The organism is Oceanobacillus senegalensis, from assembly GCF_900176885.1.
GTDB lineage: Bacteria > Bacillota > Bacilli > Bacillales > Amphibacillaceae > Oceanobacillus > Oceanobacillus senegalensis.
Window position 1 is genome coordinate 236578 of the sequence record NZ_LT839648.1, and the last position, 19844, is coordinate 256421.

The window sequence follows — 19844 nt, forward strand, 5'->3', positions numbered from 1 at the left end:
GAAAGCCATGAGTGCGGTAACTTTATATACATGGATAGGGTTTGGAATATTCCTAGTTGTTATGCTTACCCTCGGGTTTGTCAGTGCCAGGAAAACAAAAAGTGTTAGTGATTTTGCGATTGGCGGGGGGCTAGGGCCATATGTGCTCGGGCTTTCCTTTGCCGCTACTTATTTAAGTGCAGCAACTTTTCTTGGCTATCCGGGGTGGTCCTATGATTGGGGACTGGCTAATCTGTGGATCTTTTTAGCGATGATTGGCGGTGGACCAATTGGTGTCATTATGGTTGCGAAAAAGGTTCGAAAATTAAACACCAAACAGAAATCACTATCCTTACCAGATTGGCTGGGTGATTTTTATAATAGTGACATTTTACGAGTAGGAACAGGATTGATTCTCCTCTTTAATATCTTTTATATTTCGGGGCAACTTGTAGCAGGTGCAAGGATTTTTGAATACTTACTAGGGATGAATTATACCACTGGTCTTATCTTCATCACGGCGATTGTCGTTTTTTATGTGTACATAGGTGGCGCTTTCGCTGATATTTATACAGATGCCGTTCAGGCAGTGCTGATGGCGATTGCTGGTCTGACTATCTTTATTTCTGGAATTGTTCTATTTTGGAACGGTGGAATTAGTGATACATTTGCAGGAATTGCAGGGAATATTGCTGAACAGGATGCAAATCTTGTAAAGGTGTTTAACCCAGATTCGGCTCACTTCTTTTCGGTTGGAGCAGTAATAGGTGCCATTGTCATTCAGTGGGCATTTGCATCTGCACCACACTTATTTAATAAAGTTCTTGGTTTGAGAAATGAAAAGGATCTTGGAAAAATGATTATCACCTATGTGGTGACAGCCTCCTTTTGTTTACTTGTCTTGTTTGGTGGTCTCTATAGTAGAGCGGCTATTGGCGATGGTGTCGTAACTGCTGACTTGGCTTTGATGGAGTATGTGACATGGGCCTTTCCAGCAATAATCGTTGCTATATTCGGTGTTGTCATTTTAGCAGCGGCGATGTCAACTACAGATGGGCTATTTGTATCCATTTCAACGGTGTTTGCTAACGATATTTTTCTGAAGTTTCTGGTAAAACGCGGTTATGTGAAGGTTAGTGATGAAAAGGCACAGAAAATTGCACTGCAATTAAGCCGACTATCTGTACCACTCGTTGGTCTTGCGGCATTTCTAATTGTGTTAAATCCACCAAAGTACATGGGAGATGTTATGTGGATAGGGATATCCGGAGTAGCTGCCGGAACACTCGGACCGATATTATATGCAGTATACGGGAAGCGCCGAGCTCCAGCCCGTGCCGCGGAAATATCCATGGTTGCCGGGTTGGTATCGTACTTGGTCTTGTATTTTGGGGGAATCATACCAAGTACCATGTCAGCAGGCGCTGTCGCAACATTTATTGGAATAGCTACCATTGCCTTGCTTGCAAGAGTAATGAAAGAACCCGTAAAAGAAGAAAAAGAAGTTGCATGACGGTAGGTTGGTTGCAAGGGGGACGGTACTTGTGTGACAAACCTGGTGCTTCCCCCTACCAAATAGTGAAAGGAAGATTGCTGATGTTTGTTAATGAGATGCTTTCAGTTTGGTTATATGGTTTAATTTTCATTTATGTAATCATAGGGTTTTCCCTGTGGAAATGGTATTTTGGGAAGTAAAGAGGGAAGATCTAAAAGCATTATGTAAACGAGTAGATAGGGGCGGTTATTTTTTGTATCGGTTGTTTTTTGGTACATTTAGAACCGTCTCTTTTTGTTTCAGCTGAAGAGAATGTAGTGCACCCCTAAGCCATCGCTCCATTGCCCCTCTGTTCCATATCCCTTTGCTTATCAAAAATGAATCAAAAGAACCGTCCTTATTGTCCTTACACTAGAACCGCCCCCTTGCATACGATACATGGGAGGAGGTTTGAAATGAAGTTATATATTGATCCAGGTCATGGGGGGGCAGATTCTGGTGCGGTAGGTAGTGGGCTATCGGAGAAGGATTTTACCTTACGTGTTGGTTTAAAAATGCGTGATATCGCTAATGCAGAATATGAAAATGTGTCCGTTCGTATGTCGCGTACAACGGATCAAACGGTCAGTTTGAATCAGCGGACCAACGATGCGAATACATGGGGCGCGGATTATTTTGTATCGATTCATGCCAATTCCTCTACCAGTTCAAGTGCAAGTGGATATGAAGATTTTATTTTTAATGGAAGAACTAGCTTCCTCACAAGAGAAGCTCAGGATGACATTCATCCGAGAGTGGTTAGAGCGAGTGGAATGAGGGATCGTGGTCAAAAAGAAGCTAACTTCCATGTGTTAAGAGAAACGACGATGCCTGCTATCCTAACCGAAAATGGATTTATCTCCAACCAATATGACCTTTCACGAATGAAGGATAATAATTGGATTGAAAAAGTAGCAAGGGCACATATGGAAGGAATTGCGGAGACCTTTAACCTGAGAGGAAGGGAAGAGGAGATGGAACCATCTGACGACAATAAGTATCGGTTAAAAACAGGTGTATTTCCTGATGCTGCCGCTTTAGCCAGTGGTAAGGCTCGAATCAATCAAAACTATAATTGGTTACTTTATGAAGTTCCAGAAAGTATGAGCTGGAATCCAGGCTATCGAATCGTAACTGGAACGTTCGTAGGAAGGAATATAGCTGAAAACTATGCAGAAGAATTAATCCAACTGACGAATTGGACGGTTTATGTTATAGAAGCATAGAATGGTGTTGTGGGGACGATTCCGATGCACGAAGTAGTTGCATCGGGACCGTCCCCATTTCAACATTTCTAGGAAAAGGAAATTGTTACCAAAGTATGAGATGAAAGCAAGAAGAGTGGATGCAGAATAGTTATTTATTACTAAAAAATCAAATAATTATTGAAAATTTTTTCATAGGGTGATAGTCTATTAGAAAATAGTTTGTTTGGTCACCTAATAAATTTAATGGAAGATAATTAGTTTGTTTGGTCATCTAACGAGTTATGACTTATTTATCATTTTAGGTGAGGGATGAAAGAAAACCCCGCTGTTGGAAGTTTCACTTTATATCCTATAAGAATTACATAAATTTTTTTCCACTTAATTGGTAGCGTTTTCTATTAATAGAATATGAATAGATTGTTAAAAGGTTATGAGGAGGTGATTTTTTTTCGTTAGCTTTTAAAAAAATGAAAACGCTTCATGATAGTAGAGGGGGAGGATAAACATGGCTTCAGTACTTAGAAGAATTAAAAATTCAAAACTGAAGAGAAAATTAGCGGTTGGTACATTAGCAGTATCCTTATTGCTACCAGTCCATTCACCAGTAGTTTCTGCAGCAACAGACAATGAAGATTTAGGATATGCGGAACAGGATTTTAATACAATCCCATATAACGATGCTGGGGAAGTAGATACAGTTATCGTTCCAAAAGCGAAAGGGCAGCCAGAGATTGAAGTAGCAAATGAGGAACGAATTCTAACTATCGATGGGAAGAAATTCAAAGACTCCAATGCAAATGGAGAGCTAGACACGTATGAAGATTGGAGATTATCCGTTGATAAGCGTGTAGCAGACCTCGTTGACCAGATGTCTCTGGAACAAAAATCCGGATTGATGCTTATCGATACGCATCGTATGATAGAGGATTTTGAAGACGGTGTATATGTCGAAGCGGATGATGAGATGATTGTTGATAAGGACATGCGTTATGTTATTTTCCGTCAAACACCTAATTTAGGATTGGTTGCGAATTATAATAATCAACTTCAGAAAATAGCGGAGGAGCAACCATTAGGAATTCCGGTAGTGATTACTTCCAATCCGCGTAATCACGCTTCAACTGATTATACAAACATTGGTGTAGCTAAAGGTCAACATACATTTTGGCCTGGACCATTAGGATTTGCTGCCGCAAAAGATGAAGAGGCAGTAAGAGAATTTGCAGAAATTGCAGCGAAGGAATGGAAAGCAGCGGGAATTCGCAAAATTTATGGGTATACAGCAGATATTGGAACAGACCCATTATGGGCAAGAATTGAAGACACATTTGGGGAAAATCCTGAAATTGCTGGTGACATGATTTATAATATCGTGAAAGGCTTCCAAGGTGATGAATTAGGCCCGGACAGTGTTGCTATCACCGTGAAACACTTCCCTGGTGGTGGGGCACGTGATGATGGACAAGACCCTCACTTTGAAAATGGTAATTTCAATCCTTATCCGACAGAAGGAAGCTTATTGAAATACCATATCCCGCCATTTGAAAAAGCAATTGAAGCGGGTGTATCTTCTGTGATGCCTTATTATGCATACCCAAGTAATACAAGTGCAGATCAAGGCTTAGATTGGTACAAGCAAACCCAGCAATTTGAAGAGGTTGGTTTTACATTAAATGAAGGTATTTTAGGATTTTTACGGAATGACCTTGGCTTTGAAGGCTATGTAAACTCCGATACTGGCGCTGTTGGTGGAAATGCATGGGGGGCAGAAGCTTTAGAGCCGCATGAAAAAGTTGCAAAAGCGATCAATGCTGGGACAGATATCATGTCTGGTAACGATGATCCATCTCTACTCATTCAAGCAGTCGAGGAAGGGCTACTTACAGAAGAAACCGTTAACGAATCCGTTGCATTATTGTTAACGGAAATGATGAATCTTGGCCTTTTTGAAGATCCATATGCTGACCCACAAGAAGCACTTGACGTTGTAGCAAATGAAGAAGCACATGAAAAAGCGTATGAAGCACATCAAAAATCTGTTGTTCTTTTACGGAACGACGAAATTAATGGTGAAAAGCTACTTCCATTAACGGATGAAAAGATTGATGATGTGAAATTATATGTTGAAGCATTTCCTAGTGGAGAAGATGGAAAAGCGACAGAAACGTTAAGAACGCAAATTGAAACACATGATGAATCTATTACACTAGTAGATAGCCTTGATGAAGCTACACATGCGTTTATTTCGGTAAAACCAGTACAATCCAACTGGGATAACAACCCACGTATTACCATTGGTGAGGAAACAGGAATCGAGAAAGTCGATCGAATTCTTGAAATCCAAGAAGCCGTTCCAACGATTATGGACGTTAATTTTACGAACCAGTGGGTACTCGATGAAATTGAACCAAATGCTGCGGCCTTAATCGGTACATTTGGTACACAGCCAGAAGCAGTGATTGATGTCATCCGTGGTAAATATGAACCAACTGGAAAACTTCCATTCGCACTACCAGCAGATATGGATGCAGTTGATGCGGAAATTGGAGACATCCCTAGCTATGATGAAGACCCATCTTTTGCCTATGTAAATGCAAATGGTGATGCGTATGCGTATGATTTTGGTCTCACATATAATGAAGAAACAGAAAAAGAAGAGGACGAAAATCAAGAAGATGAAAATAATGAAGAGGAAAATAACATGACATTCTCTGATATCGAGGATAGTTGGGCTAAAGAATATATCGAAAAGTTAGCTTCCGACGGTATTATTAAGGGATATGTAGACGGAACATTCAAACCAGCTCAAGATATGACTCGATCTGAATTTACCGTTCAACTTGTACGAGCATTAGATCTTGAAGGAGAAACGTACGATAATCGCTTTTCTGATGTTACTGGTGATGAATGGTTTAACAAAAACGGAGAATTAATGGCAGCCGTACATGCTGGTATTATCGAAGGAAATGAAAAAGGTGAATTCGCTCCGACAGATGATATTACTCGTTCCGAAGCAGCTGTGATGATTGAGCGTGCATTAGAATTGGTGGACTTGGATTCATCTACATTCGATGAAACGAAAAAGGTATCAGACTTTAACGATGCTAACATAATCAGTGACTGGGCAAAAGATTCCGTTGAAAAAGTGTATCAAACTGGAATTTTTGAAGGGAACCCAGATAACGAATTTGATCCAAATGGAAAAACAACACGCGAACAAATGGCTAAAATTGTAGCAGAGTTCTTGGAATTGTAATTTTAGAGAGACGGTTTTGATTACACCCTGTTGCATCAGAACCGTCTCTTTTTCATTCTCCTCCAAATTACCCATTAGTCTCTAAATTCTTAACATGCATTTGGGAGCAAATGGGGTACTATAATTTTACATCCCCGGGAAATAATGTATGTGGCTACTAGCACATACCATAAAAGTAAAAAACTACCATGTGGAAATTTGCCAAAACCCCTTTATTTTTGAAGATGCTGACATCAAAGATGCACAAGATGTTGCTCAAAAAGCAGAAGTTACTGTAACTAAATAATAGAATAATAAGTTATTGAATTATAATTTCAAGTTTATGGGAAACTTCGTAGAGTTATTCTACGGAGTTTTTCTTTTGGAGTTTTTTAGGAAATGTTCTAATAAAATATAATAATCAAATGAAATAAGTATTATTTAAACGTTTGATGGACAAAAAAAGAATAAAAAGAGGATTAAATTAAAATAGCTGAAATCAGTTCAATTGGCCGATTTATTAGGTTGATGCCATATGTATCCCTCCTATAAATATAACAAGCGTGGTACTTGAAATCATGAATTGGTAAAGGTATCACGCTTCTTGTATTTAGTATACCCACAAAGCCTGAGCCTTCTTAATTATACAGTCCTGATTCCCTATTCACACTAATCCCGAAATTAATCCAAAATAACCATTTTTTTACTATAAATAGTATATCAATCTATTATACTGTAAAATAAATATATTAATAGTAGTTAAAGAGGGTGTTTATTTGACGGGAAAAAATCTAAGGACTATATGCCGCATGGTTTTATTATTATTATTACTTACCTATATCTTTCCAAGCTCCACCTCCGCATCCAATGGGTCTGTAATGGAAGGCCAAGAAGGAGTTTTGAATTCATCCGTTACAGATTATCGCGATTTACAACAAGCGCTTAATCAAATACACAACCAAGCAGCATCTTCTAAGGCAACTACCCAAGATTTGGATGAACGTTTTGAAGACTTCCAGAAATCCTATGTGAAAGAGAAGAAGAAGTTTAGGGTTCAGACTATGCCTCAAATTGATCTAACAAAGGTAAATGATCGTAGGATTATAGTTCGTATCAAAGAAGGGGAATATTTCAACTATAAAAATTACCCATTAGTAAAACAGGAAACTTCAAAATTGTTACAGGAGAAAGGGATTTTTCTATTTAAGGTCCCTAAAGTAAATGATTATAATCAAACATTATATCGCTTAAAACAGGATACAAGCTTATGGTCGGCTGAACCTGATTATCTATTAAGGTCTTCCTATGTACCTAACGATTCAGAGCTTGATCTACAATGGTATTTAAATCAAATACATGCATTCGATGCTTGGAATATAAACAAAGGTTCCAAGGATGTAACGATTGCCGTATTAGATACCGGTGTGAATAAAAATCACCCGGACCTGGCTGGTAGAGTGTTACCTGGCTATGACTTTGTAAATGATGATAAGGATCCTGCAGACGATAATGGCCATGGCACCCATGTGGCTGGAATAATCGTTAGTAACCAAAATGACATGGGGGTTGCTGGCATTGATTCAAAAGCAAACATTGTACCTGTGAAAGTTGCTGATGAGAATGGTGAATTGACTACTGCAGATGTTACGAATGGTATATATTATGCAATAGAGCAGGGTGTTGATGTAATCAATATGAGCTTTGGGGCATACCGATACCAGAAAACGCATGCAGACGCTTTATGGGAGGCACAGAAAGAAGGAATAGTTTTAGTGGCAGCAGCTGGAAACGAATCCTCTGAGACCTTTTTCTATCCTGCATCTTACACACCGGTCATTAGTGTCTCAGCAACAGATAAGCAAGATAATCCTGCATTTTTTACGAACTATGGTAGTTACATAGATATTGCTGCACCAGGTGAAAGCATTTATAGTACCGATCATAATGGTGGTTATAAAATGGATGATGGAACATCCTTTTCAGCACCGATGGTTAGCGCAGTTGCTGGTTTATTAATAGCGGAACAACCAAATTGGGGTCCGGAAAAAATTGAATGGGCATTGCAATTAAGTTCCGATCACCTTGCTGAGGAAGAATGGGACAAGTATGTCGGATATGGAAGGCTTAATGCATATGAAGCACTCAAGACAGACCTTCCATCCTTAAACGATGATGTAGAGGATAGTAGTAAAAAAGCAAAGGAATTGAGGGATGGTACTTCATACACTAATCGTATCCATTTGCCAATGGATAAAGATTGGTATAGGCTTGATACTAAGAAAAATACAACTGTAACAATAAACTTGCAAAATAACACAAAACATCTTGATTTAGTGAGTGTGTTGTACAAAATGGATGAAAATGGTGAGGCAGTAGAGCAACATGTGCTTGATGATAACTTATCCGGTGCGAATGAAAATTATACATTTGAAGCAAAACCGGGAACGTATAAGCTTGCCATTTATGATTTTTATAATCATTGGTCAATGGAACCTTACGAAATAAAGGTGACCACCAATTCAACGATAGAGAGTGATTCTGACACAGTAAGTTTCTCAGATACAGATGAACATTGGGCGGAAGAGGAAATATTATATTTAGCCCAAAAGGGAATTATTTCCGGATATCCAGATGGACGATTTGGACCGAATGACCATATTGACCGGGCTTCTGCAGCAAAGATTATTGTGGAAGAGCTAAAGTTACCTATAGAAAATGGCCATACGTTTAAAGATGTACCAACCGATCATTGGGCATTAGGCTATATTGAAGCGGCAGCAAAAGAGGGAATTATTACTGGTAACGAAGATGGTCAGTTTCATCCCAATCATCCATTGACAAGAGCGGAGATGGCTGCCATCCTCACTCGTGCTTATGATTTAAAAGGAAGTGCGGAAATGATATTTCCAGACGTAAATGAAAGAGCATGGTCTTATCCATATATTGAAAAGCTAGTAGCTAATGATATTACAACAGGATTACCTAATGGAAAATATGGACCTAAAAATAAAATAACAAGAGGCGAATTTGCGGTTATGATTACTAGAGCAATCCAATAAGGTGCTTCATATTAGGCTGTGGATATTGATTTCACAGTCTTTTTTGTTTGAAATCTAATGAAAACCACCATAAAAAAAAGAGGCTGGGACAAAAGTGTTTATATCAAGTGAAAACCGAACATGGTCGTACATATAAACCGCTACGGAAATACACTACGCGCACCTTAGGGCGTTGCTGAGCCTACTTCGAGCTATCGCTCTTCGTAGTCTCACCTAGGCTTTTTTTCCCGCAGGAGTCTTCGTGTATTTCCTTCGCTAGTGTGATGCAATGTTCGGATTTGGGCTAAACACTTTAGTTATGTCCCAGCCTCGCTTCTACCATTTACAGTTCAAGACTTTCTACATCAAATTCTTCAAAGCCCTCTTCAATTGGTCCGAATAGTTCTTCAAATGGTACGACATCTTCTTCGTTTGGCGTTTCAATGGTAACTGGTTCATTGATTTCGGATTTACCTTGGTCAAAGGAAAGAGTAATTCCTATCGTTTCCCCTTCAGCTGTAATATCCAAATCTACATTTACTGCACTATAACCAATTTGATTGTCTTGGTTAATAACAACATACTCCTCGAAGTTATTAATTGTTAATACTTTATTAATTTCTTCCATTAAGTCTTCAATCGCTACATCATCTAATTGTCCTAATTGTTTCTTAAGGTTTTGTAATTCCTCTTCAGGAATGCCAAGTGCCTCTGAGTATGCTGGGTTATCTAGTAACTCAACAAACCCAGGAATGAAACCATGAACGAATGTCTCTAAGAAGGATTGTAAGTTTTCATTGTCTAATTCGAATTTCAATACTTGTTTAACATCTACATTTTCTGGTACATCCACTTCTGCTTCACTAACTCTGTTATAGAAATCCGAGAAATGGGTTGCAAACAGGTTATAGATATCTAGTGCTAGTTCTGTTTGTACTTCCATATCCATAGCTGGTTGTCCTTCTAACCCAGCAAGTTCTTCTAAATCAAATTCAACGTATTTTCCAGCTAATTCTGGATCAGGAGAGAACATTGGTGGGAATTTAATCCACATTTTTGTTTCTGTCATGACCATAGAAATTGGAATGGTCATTTCTACATCACTTTGTACCGTTAATTTCATCTCTGCATCCATCATCATCGGGTCTTTCTGATAAGATCCAGTAATATCTACTTGAATATTTTCTAGTAATTGTGAAAGGGATTCTTCTAAAGCTTCCTCTGATTCATCAAATAAGGAATCAGGTAATTCAACACCAAGGTTCATACTACCTTCATATTGATAAGATTCAAGCTCCATTTCATTCGCATATACTTCTTTAAGTAATTCTTCAATGGTTTGCGGATTGTCTGTTGCTCTTGACACAATCGTTGCAAACTCTGCACGAGTGATGTCATCTTTTGGAGCAAATTCGTTTCCTGGTTTACCAGTCATTAAGCCATAATTTACTACCACTTCTACAGCATCTTTCGCCCAATCAGCAATTTCTCCATTATCCTCGAAGTTAATGCTTGTTCCTTCTTCTAGTTCAAATACATTGACTAAAACTTTTGCTGCTTCAGCTCTTGATAATTCATCTTGAGGATTAAAATTCTCCCCGTCCCCAACCATGAGATCGTTATGAATTACGGCAGCCATATATTCGTAGTAATCCATTTCACTATGTAAATCTTTATAGTCAACTGGATCTACATTCTCTGTATCAAGTTCAAGTACACGAGAGATAATAATCGCTACCTCTAAACGGGTAATCGTTTGGTCAGGACCAAACTCCCCATTCCCAATACCTTGCATAATTTCTTGTTCATTCATTTCATCAATTGCTTCTTTTGCCCAGTGGTCGCTAGAAACATCTGAAAAAGCAGATCCCGCGCTTACTGCTGGCGCAAATAAAGCAAAGATAACGGCCAATGCTGTCAAAATCATACTGACTTTCCTCATTGGTTTCCCCCTCCTAAAATATGAATAATTGGTAAATCCAAAAATTACCAACCAAAGTAAATTATATCACAAACAAAGGGTAAATTTGTTATAAATTTGTAAAATTATTATTTTTGCCTCATTGTTTTATGTGTTATTCACTGTATAGCTTTATGGATGATTTCAGGTCAATAGAGGTAAGGGTATGATAGAGAACGGTGATAAAAAGTTGAAGTGTCATCATCAAGGAAATGGAAAAGGGGGATGAAAGGACCAAACCGGTCGGTGAATATGGGAACCAAGAGGACAACCCAATAAACACCCCAAATTGGCAAACCCAAAATAAAAAGCTAACACCCTATTTATGTGTTAGCTTAGTCCTTATTGATATTGCTTTATTTCACTTTCTAATGCATTAGATAATTTTCGGAAGTTGGTGGAAACGGTACCTGGTGACGTTTCATATTCTTTTGCAACTTGGCTTTGTGTCAGGCTGGTATTGTTTAAGAATGTTTTTTGAACAAGGTATTCTAATGCTGCTGCATATGGTTCAATTTTTTGGAAGGAAGGCTTTTCCTCTTTACAATACTTATTCCATAGCTTAATTCCATTTAGAATGGTTTCATCATGGATATCCTTATTCACTAGGTGGTTTGCAAATAATTGAGTTACTTTTTCATACATTTCATTATCCAGCTCATTACCACTCATCCCAAGAACTAATGCATCTGCTAAAAAGTCAGGGAAATGTTGTTTCATACCACCTTTTTCTGCCGCATATTTTTTATATAAATCAAGTACAGCTGCTTTTTCATGGCGGTATAGCTTAATCATACTGTAAAGGAAGTTATGATGATCAACAAATGGTAGTAATGTTCCGACTACAAGACTTCCTTCTATATAATCATCGTTTTCTTGTCGTGGAATATTATAGGTTTCCTTTGTTTGTAAATCCTTTACCGTTACAAATTTCTCTTCTTCGGGATCAAATGGCTGTATCTCATAGACAGAGGGGACAGCATTTGCCCAGGTGGAAAATATTTGTTTCAAAGACCCACTTAGTTTTGGAGCGATTTTTCGAGAAAAGATATCGAATAAAGTTTGCTGTTGGTTAAGCGATGTGGCATGTAATAAAATCCATATCGTTAAACCAGTATGATATACATTTACGATTTCATCATTCTCTTTAAAATCGGATTTATCATGTAATTTGATTTGTTCTTGGATTGTTTTCTCATAGTTGCTCATTACAAAAGAGATAAATAATTGATGTAATTGATAAAGTCGTTGCGTTACTACCTGTGGGTTTAACCCAGATTTATTAGGAGCTCCACAGCATTTTTTATATTTTTTACCACTCCCGCATGGACAAGGGTCATTTCTTCTTATCTTACTCATACATTAGGCACCCCACATTAAATTTATTTTGCTATATTATTATGAGGGAAAATATTCATTTCTTCAAGTTAATAGTGATATAATTGCATTTTTTAAGATTAAATTCTCATTTATTCGACGCGTTGCTTGCACTATATATGCTACTCTTATAAACTAATAGTAGCAATTTGTCGTAAAGTCCAACAACATTAGAGGAGAAATAAAATGAAGTCCTTTGGTAATATTCTTGTATCCTTTTTATTTGTAGCATTTATCTTCTTCTTTGGAATTACCACATTTCTCACTCCAGATAAAGAAACTTCGGATACGGAAAATCGGACATTAGCACAGCGTCCCCCCATAACCCCTGAAACAATTGTAAACGGCGAATATACAAGGCAATTTGATTCCTATTTAACCGATCAATTTTATTTAAGAGATGGTTGGATTAAAAGTTACCTATCCTGGCAATTATTAACCAATCAAACCTTTGTATATGATTATTATGTTCAAGATGAATGGGTTTATCCAAAACCATTTACAGAAATCGACAAAAATGCCATTCAATTTGCAGTGGAAAACATGAAGGAATTGAATCATTATACCAAAAAGAATCAAATAGAGTTATATTATTTTTCAATTCCAGATCGAAGACATATGCTTCATGAAAGCTATCCACGATGGGTTGATAATAGCTTAGGACAGGCTGATAAGGAATTATTTTTATCTTCCCTACCTAAGGACCATATAAACATAATTGATATTGGACAACAATGGAATAACCAGTGGGGGGATAAAGATTACCATTCCTTTTATTTCAGTACTGATCATCACTGGAATATGTATGGAGCTTTTGCAGGGTATGAAGTGATTCGTGAGACACTTCAAGAGAATTCCTCGATTTTCCATGATGGACCATTGGATAAGGAATCCTATCATATGCATTGCCTAAATGACAGGAATTTTCTCGGTACCTATAATCGACAATTATTCGGCATGATTGACGCATCAGGCGAGGCATTATGCTATGTAGAAAACGAACATGTAAATATAGAGGAATGGACAACCTATGTAGATGGCATGTCTGAAGAACATAAGGTCCACTTTTCAGATGTATATGGCAAAGCGAAGCAATCTGATGATGACGAGTTAGTGACTTATACAGATGTTTATGCAGGGGACCATAGTGAAGTTCATATTTTAAACCCTGAAAAAGCAAACGATAACACGAAAATTTTATTTTTAAAGGATTCGTATGCTAATACACTGCTTCCATTGTTAGCTGAGCATTTTTACCATACAACCTTTTATGATGTTCGGCATAATGAGGGAGAGAGTCTTTACGAGTTCATCGAGAAGCATGATTATGATGCAGTAGCCTTTTTATATAGTAATGGTAGGACATTGGAATATTTATATGACTTTGAGCAAAATACGGATAAATAAGAGGCTGGGACATTTGTGTTAGAATAACACTTTTATCCCAGCCTCTTTGTTGTTAAAAACGAAAATAAATAAACGGATTATACGTGGAATTTACGAGAAACATCGTTACTAATACAAGTAATCCAAAGTACAAAAATGGTCCTGCCCCATAGCGAATGGGGGAGATGACACGGTTTACTCTCCTATTTTCCTGAAGCTGATTCATTTGCTTAATAAACCATGGATAAATCGGCAAGCTAAATACTAATCCTAGTACATATAAATAGGATTGATCATGTAAATACAGGAGGGCTGTACTGTCAAGTATCGTTGTTCCATTGAAGCCAAACATCGTCTGAATGAATTCAAAGGAATAGGTGAAATTATCTGCCCGGAAAAAGACCCAGCCAACCATTACAATCAATAATACATAAACATGCTGTATCGGCTTCCAGGTTTTTTCGATAACCCGACGGAATCCCGCACGTTCCACACTAATTAAAATACCATAGTAAAATCCCCATGCCATGAATGTCCAACTTGCACCGTGCCAGAATCCTGTCAACGTCCAGACAATTAAGAGGTTACGGTATGTTTTCCATATACCTTTTCTATTCCCACCAAGTGGAATATAGACATAATCACGGAACCATGTTGAAAGGGAGATATGCCATCTTCTCCAGAATTCACCGATGCTTCTTGAAATATAGGGGTAATTAAAGTTTCTTAAGAATGTAAAGCCAAACATTTTCCCTAAACCAATGGCCATATCACTATACCCAGAAAAATCAAAGTAAATTTGTAGGGTATATGCTAGTATCCCTAACCAAGCCGTGATGATACTAAGCTCATTCGGGTTTGTTGCAAAAACTTGATCAGCAATTTCCCCCATGGGATTGGCGATTATCACTTTTTTAGCCAAACCAATTATAAATTGTCGTACCCCTTCTGAAAATAATTCCAACGAAACGATACGATTTTTTATTTGTTCGGCAATGGTATTGTAGCGAACAATCGGTCCAGCAACTAATTGCGGGAATAACGATATGTATAAAGCAAGATTAAATAGGTTCTTTTGCACCTTCGCATCATTCCGGTAAACATCGATAACATAACTCATGGCCTGGAAGGTGAAAAAGGAAATTCCAATGGGCAATGGCAACTCTTTATTTGCGAGACCTAAGTCAAACAGCCTGTTCAGATTGTCGATAAGAAAAGGGGTGTATTTATAGTAACCAAGAATAGCCAAATTCCCAATAATCGACAACGTTAAAATCCATTTCCTTTTGGAAGTATCGCCTTCGTATTTACTAATCAGTAAACCGAAGATGTAGTTAAGAATGATAGAAACAAACATTAAAAAGATATACATTGGTTCGCCCCATGCATAAAAGAAGAGGCTAGCAAGTAGTAAAATAAAATTTTTCAATGCCTTTGGAGCAATAAAATAAGCCAATAAAATAATTGGCAAATAAACAAATAAAAAAACAAGACTACTGAAAACCATGGTGACACCTTCATTCTAGGTCCTATTAAAAACAATTCAATACACTAATCGTAATGATAGAGGGCATACTTGTCAATTAGGAGTACGTGTTCCAGATGATGGTTGGGTGGGCATTGGTGCGGTTTTTACATAACGCATTCAAGAGTGGACGGAAGAATGTAGGGAACCTATCAAAATAGAGCATAAAACCGTCCCTGATTTACCAAAACTTATTGTTTGCTAAACTTTCTATTCATATTCTATTGGTATGATTAAAATTGGTAGAAGTTTCCCGTAGATTAAGAGGAAGTAATACCTCACCTCATTGAGGAAAAGCTAAACATTTTCAGTGGTTGATGGAGAACCCCTCTCTGATTGAAGGTTCATTTTATTTTTCATAGGAGTATTCTATCTATTATTTTGATTTTTATTTTCGAGGAGGATATAGTGGATGGCAACAAATAAAAGAAGGAAAGCCTCTGTAATGACATTGGGGGCAGTTATGGCTACAGCAACACTTGTACCGGCGGTTAGTGCTAGTGCGAAGATGACATTTCCTGATGTTGCTGAGGATCATGAAGCATATCAGGAAGTGAAGGATTTGGTGCGAGCAGGTGTTGTTAATGGATATGAAGATGGTACCTTTAAACCAGAACAATCGGTTATTCGTTCAGAAGCTGCGAAAATGCTTGCGGTTATTCGTGGGATGGAAGGTGCAGAAGGCCATGCTCCGTTTTCTGATATAAACGAAGGTAGCTGGTATGCTGATGCTGTCCATGCACTATATGCGGACGGGGTAATCCATGGATATGAAGATGGTACCTTTGGGCCGAACGAGACGATGCTACGCTCTGAGTTTGCTAAGCTCGTAGTGGAAGCTTATGATATGGAAATCGTTCGAACAGAGCTTCCATTTAAGGATGTTGCGGAAAATAAATGGTATGCACCATACATAGAAACACTGTATGCGAACGGATTAATAAAAGGAACAAGTGAAACGACATTTAGTCCTAACGATGAAATGAGACGAATTGATTTTGCCTTATTATTAGCCAATGCTGACTATAAGTTTGGAGATAAGCTACCAAAACCTACCTTCGAATTATCTGTCATGCATACCAATGATACCCATGCAAATTTAGATAATGCTGCGAAAAAGGTAACTGCTGTAAAAGAAGTTAGGGAAGAAAAACCTCATGCCTTGCTTGTTGATGCAGGGGATGTTATGTCTGGAACCTTGTATTTTAATGAGTTTCAGGGAATGGCAGATTTACAGTTTATGAATCTGATGGGCTATGATGTGATGACATTTGGAAATCATGAATTTGATTTAGGCTCCAGTGAGGAGGGGCATCAGGCGTTGAAAGACTTTGTAGAAGCAGCACAATTTCCATTTGTTAGTGCCAATGTTGATTTTTCAAAGGATGAAAAATTCACTGGATTATTTAGTGATACGGTCTCCAGTGATCCGGATAACGGGAAAATCTATCAAGGAATTGTCAAAGAAATAGAAGGAGAAAATGTTGGTATTTTCGGATTAACGACTGCAGAAACAGTGGATTTATCAAGTCCTGGAGCGATTGAATTTGAAGATTATATAGAAGAGGCAGAAAAAGCAGTAAAAGCGTTTGAAAAACAAGGTATCGATAAAATTATTGCTGTGACACATATTGGATATGATGACAATGTTGCTGTGGATAATGATCAAGCGTTAGCTCAGGAGGTGGATGGCATCGATTTAATTGTTGGAGGACACACGCATACGAAATTAGACGAACCAGTCATTGTTACGGAGGATGATCATGGCGTAGAAAAGGACCCGACTGTAATTGTTCAAGCGTATCAATATAATGACTATCTTGGCACGGTGGATGTGCAATTTAATGAGAATGGTGTTGTTATCGGTGCAGCTGGTGAGTTGATAGAAGTAGGGGAAAAAGAGGAAGACCCTGAAGCAGCGGAAATGCTAGAAAAATATCAGTCAGCTGTAATTGAAGTTTCTGAACAAGAAATTGGTGCAATAGCAATGGAAGCACTTGTCAATCCGAGAGTATCCGATGAGGGTAATGATGGAAAAAGTGTGAGAAATAGTGAAACACCACTTGGTAACTTAATTACGGATGGCATGCTTGCTAAGGCGAAAGAATATAATGAAGATGTGGTGATGGCCATGCAAAATGGTGGTGGAATCCGGGCTGGGATTGACCAAGGGCCTATTACCGTTGGAGAAGTTATCACCGTATTGCCATTTGGTAACACATTAGCAACCGTTGAAGTAACTGGTGCCGAGCTTAAAGAAGTCTTTGAAACTAGTTTCAAAGAATATCCAGCAGAAAGTGGTGGATTCTTACATATAGCTGGTGGTGTTGTTGAATATGATTCTTCTCAGCCTGCTGGGGAGAGGATTGTATCCATTTCCATTGAAAAAGAAGATGGAACATTAACAGAAGTGGAGGACGACCAAACGTATACGATTGCAACCAATGCCTTTACAGCTAAAGGTGGAGACGGTTATACTACGCTAGCTAAGGCGTATGAAGAAGGAAGAGTAACCGACTTAGGCCTTTCCGACTGGGGGAATTTTGCTGAGCATTTAGCAAGCATCGGTGAAATCGTTCCAGAAGTAGAAGAAAGATTAGTGGATGTAGCAAAATAAAATGAGGCTCTTTTCGTATATTTTGTTGTTTTTTACTTCGCATTTGAAGGATGATGCGCAATAAATTATTAAGATAGTTGCTGGTGCGTTTACCGCTGCGGAAATACACTACGCACACCTTAGGACCTCCTCGGAAGAAAACCACTTCCTGCTCAGTTCTAACACGTGCTTTTCCCGCAGGACAAGGAAGACTTCGTCAGCGAAACATCGCACGTAGAAAATCGGCTTTTATTTTCAAGGAGTCGACTGCCCTCCAAACCAGCGGAGGAAATGCACGGAGACTCCAGTGGGATGAAAAGCCTAGGTGAGACTTCGGAGAGCGTTAGCTCGGAGAAGGCTCAGCAGCGCCCACGGAAAGCGTAGTGTATTTCCGTAGCGGTATTTACGAACAGTCTACTGTGTATTCTATTTTGTGCAAAAAGCAACAATCTTTTAGAAAATGGCCTAAAATGAAAAGGAGACGGTTCTCTTGCTCCAGTCGAAAACTGAAGTGGGAGAACCGTCCCTTTACTTATTTTATTCTAAATTCCTCATTCAACGACCTTGCTAAAAATACAGCAAATTGCTCTCTAGAAACGTCCATACGTGGTGCAAAGGTGTTTACTGAACCTGCACCGTTTGTAATTCCTGCTTCATATAAATCTGCCACCGCATCACTATACCACCAAGAATTAGGATCAGCATAAACATCGTCAAATGGGTGGGCTTTGGATGCTTTAGGAAACGCATAGATTCTATCTAATGCAGCTGCCATTTCGCTTCTTGTTAAGGTCTTTTCTGGTTCAAAGGTAGAATCAGAAGTACCATTGAAATAGCCCTCATCGACAACTGCTGCTATTTCTTTTTCATATTTGTGGCCATTAACATCTGTGAAGTCAGGAGCAGGACGGTTATTTAAGGATAGATTTTCCGCACGCGTTATCATCAGTGCAACCTGCCATCTAGTAAGCGGTACACCATTTATACCAAACTTATTATTTCCTATCCCTTGTATGACACCACTATCCACTAAATAATAGATTGCTTCTGCCGCATAATGATCAGCAGGTACATCTGTAAATCGTTCTCCTAGATAACTAGAAGCAATATAGCCAGACTTTCCATCACTTGTTTTTACCGGATACCATACAAAATGATTGTTCCCATTATGCTTATCATATTCAAAGGTCCCATCAATCGTTAGACTAGCCCCTTTGGATACATTCCTATGTTCACTAGTTGTTGTTGGAAGAGCTCTTAATCTAGTATCAGTAGTAGCCCGTACTGCCTGGCTATCTGTAAAGTTGTGCTTCGTTTTTGTTAATGGTAGGGTAAATTGATAGTTCATGGTAGTAAAATCGATATTTTCATCGCTTCCAGGATGATAATCAAAGTCTTCTCTAGTAAATGGAAGCTCTTGTAAATCTATTAAACCATTTTTATCAATCTTGGAAAAAACTTGTTCTTGATATGCATCTGTATTACGTTCTCCTGTAGCCTGAACAATTGGACTGTTTACAGGTTTCGTACCATTGTAGGCCATTATAGCAAAATACCAGTTTTCAATCACATCACGTTCTCCATCATTAATGGTAGGAAGGTCATTTCGTTCAAACATATGGTTAAGAATCTCCACACCTGCTTGAATGTTGTATACAAGATCTGTCTTTAACCGCTCTTGGTCATAGCCCGATTGATTCGTAATCTGCATTAGACCAATTCCATTATCATCCGAAATGATTACTTCTCCGTTTTCATCGAAATGATTCCAACCTCCGTTTTCTTTTTCCGCAATTGCTTTTACAATCTCAGGTGGAACATCATAAGCTAAAGCGGTTTCTGTTAGTAGGCAATTAATGGTTGCCTTATCTGGATTGACACCGAATTCCGCTTCATAATCACAGGTCGTCGCTACATCCGCTGCACTCACCGCGAATGGATTTAGCATCAAACCTACCGAGCAGAAAAAAGTCAAAAATAATCGTTTCATAGTTTAAAAGACTCCT

At 38.4% G+C, this 19844-nt stretch carries 11 protein-coding genes; 7 read left to right on the forward strand and 4 right to left on the reverse strand.

What is annotated here, in order from left to right:
- The first annotated feature begins 7 nt into the window (after positions 1-7).
- The 5 genes from CAO17_RS01230 (at position 8) to CAO17_RS01245 (ending at position 9015) form a co-directional block, all read left to right on the forward strand.
- Positions 8-1492, forward strand: coding sequence for a sodium:solute symporter family protein (locus CAO17_RS01230; RefSeq protein WP_085991031.1), 1485 nt, complete (start codon positions 8-10; stop codon positions 1490-1492).
- Between the two features lie 437 nt (positions 1493-1929).
- On the forward strand, positions 1930-2739 hold the full coding sequence (locus CAO17_RS01235; protein ID WP_179151859.1) for an N-acetylmuramoyl-L-alanine amidase family protein: 810 nt from the start codon (positions 1930-1932) through the stop codon (positions 2737-2739).
- Between the two features lie 487 nt (positions 2740-3226).
- Positions 3227-5977 (forward strand): glycoside hydrolase family 3 N-terminal domain-containing protein, encoded by a 2751-nt coding sequence (locus tag CAO17_RS01240; protein WP_085991033.1) that lies wholly within the window; start codon positions 3227-3229, stop codon positions 5975-5977.
- A gap of 148 nt (positions 5978-6125) precedes the next feature.
- Complete coding sequence (locus CAO17_RS20910; RefSeq protein ID WP_179151860.1) at positions 6126-6263, forward strand: hypothetical protein; 138 nt, start codon at positions 6126-6128, stop codon at positions 6261-6263.
- Positions 6264-6765: 502 nt separating this feature from the next.
- Positions 6766-9015, forward strand: coding sequence for a S8 family serine peptidase (locus tag CAO17_RS01245; RefSeq protein WP_143833698.1), 2250 nt, complete (start codon positions 6766-6768; stop codon positions 9013-9015).
- Positions 9016-9337: 322 nt separating this feature from the next.
- Here the strand turns inward: CAO17_RS01245 and CAO17_RS01250 are convergent, their stop codons facing one another.
- Together CAO17_RS01250 and CAO17_RS01255 are read right to left on the reverse strand one after the other, a co-directional pair.
- Positions 9338-10936 (reverse strand): S-layer homology domain-containing protein, encoded by a 1599-nt coding sequence (locus CAO17_RS01250; protein ID WP_085991035.1) that lies wholly within the window; start codon positions 10934-10936, stop codon positions 9338-9340.
- Between the two features lie 360 nt (positions 10937-11296).
- Entirely contained in the window at positions 11297-12313 is a 1017-nt protein-coding gene (locus CAO17_RS01255; protein ID WP_085991036.1) for a YecA family protein, read from the reverse strand.
- A gap of 204 nt (positions 12314-12517) precedes the next feature.
- On the opposite strand from CAO17_RS01255, the gene CAO17_RS01260 reads away from it, so the two are divergent.
- The gene (locus CAO17_RS01260) at positions 12518-13738 is read left to right on the forward strand and encodes an alginate O-acetyltransferase AlgX-related protein (protein WP_085991037.1); all 1221 of its coding nucleotides are present in this window, start codon (positions 12518-12520) and stop codon (positions 13736-13738) included.
- Between the two features lie 52 nt (positions 13739-13790).
- Here the strand turns inward: CAO17_RS01260 and CAO17_RS01265 are convergent, their stop codons facing one another.
- Positions 13791-15224, reverse strand: a complete 1434-nt coding sequence (locus CAO17_RS01265) for an MBOAT family O-acyltransferase (protein ID WP_085991038.1) — start codon at positions 15222-15224, stop codon at positions 13791-13793.
- Between the two features lie 430 nt (positions 15225-15654).
- Between CAO17_RS01265 and CAO17_RS01270 the strand changes: the two genes are divergently transcribed.
- Positions 15655-17859: an S-layer homology domain-containing protein gene (locus CAO17_RS01270; RefSeq protein ID WP_085991039.1), complete on the forward strand. Its 2205-nt coding sequence runs from the start codon at positions 15655-15657 to the stop codon at positions 17857-17859.
- Between the two features lie 511 nt (positions 17860-18370).
- On the opposite strand, the gene CAO17_RS01275 is transcribed toward CAO17_RS01270, so the two are convergent.
- Positions 18371-19828 (reverse strand): S-layer homology domain-containing protein, encoded by a 1458-nt coding sequence (locus tag CAO17_RS01275; RefSeq protein WP_085991040.1) that lies wholly within the window; start codon positions 19826-19828, stop codon positions 18371-18373.
- Between the last annotated feature and the right edge of the window lie 16 nt (positions 19829-19844).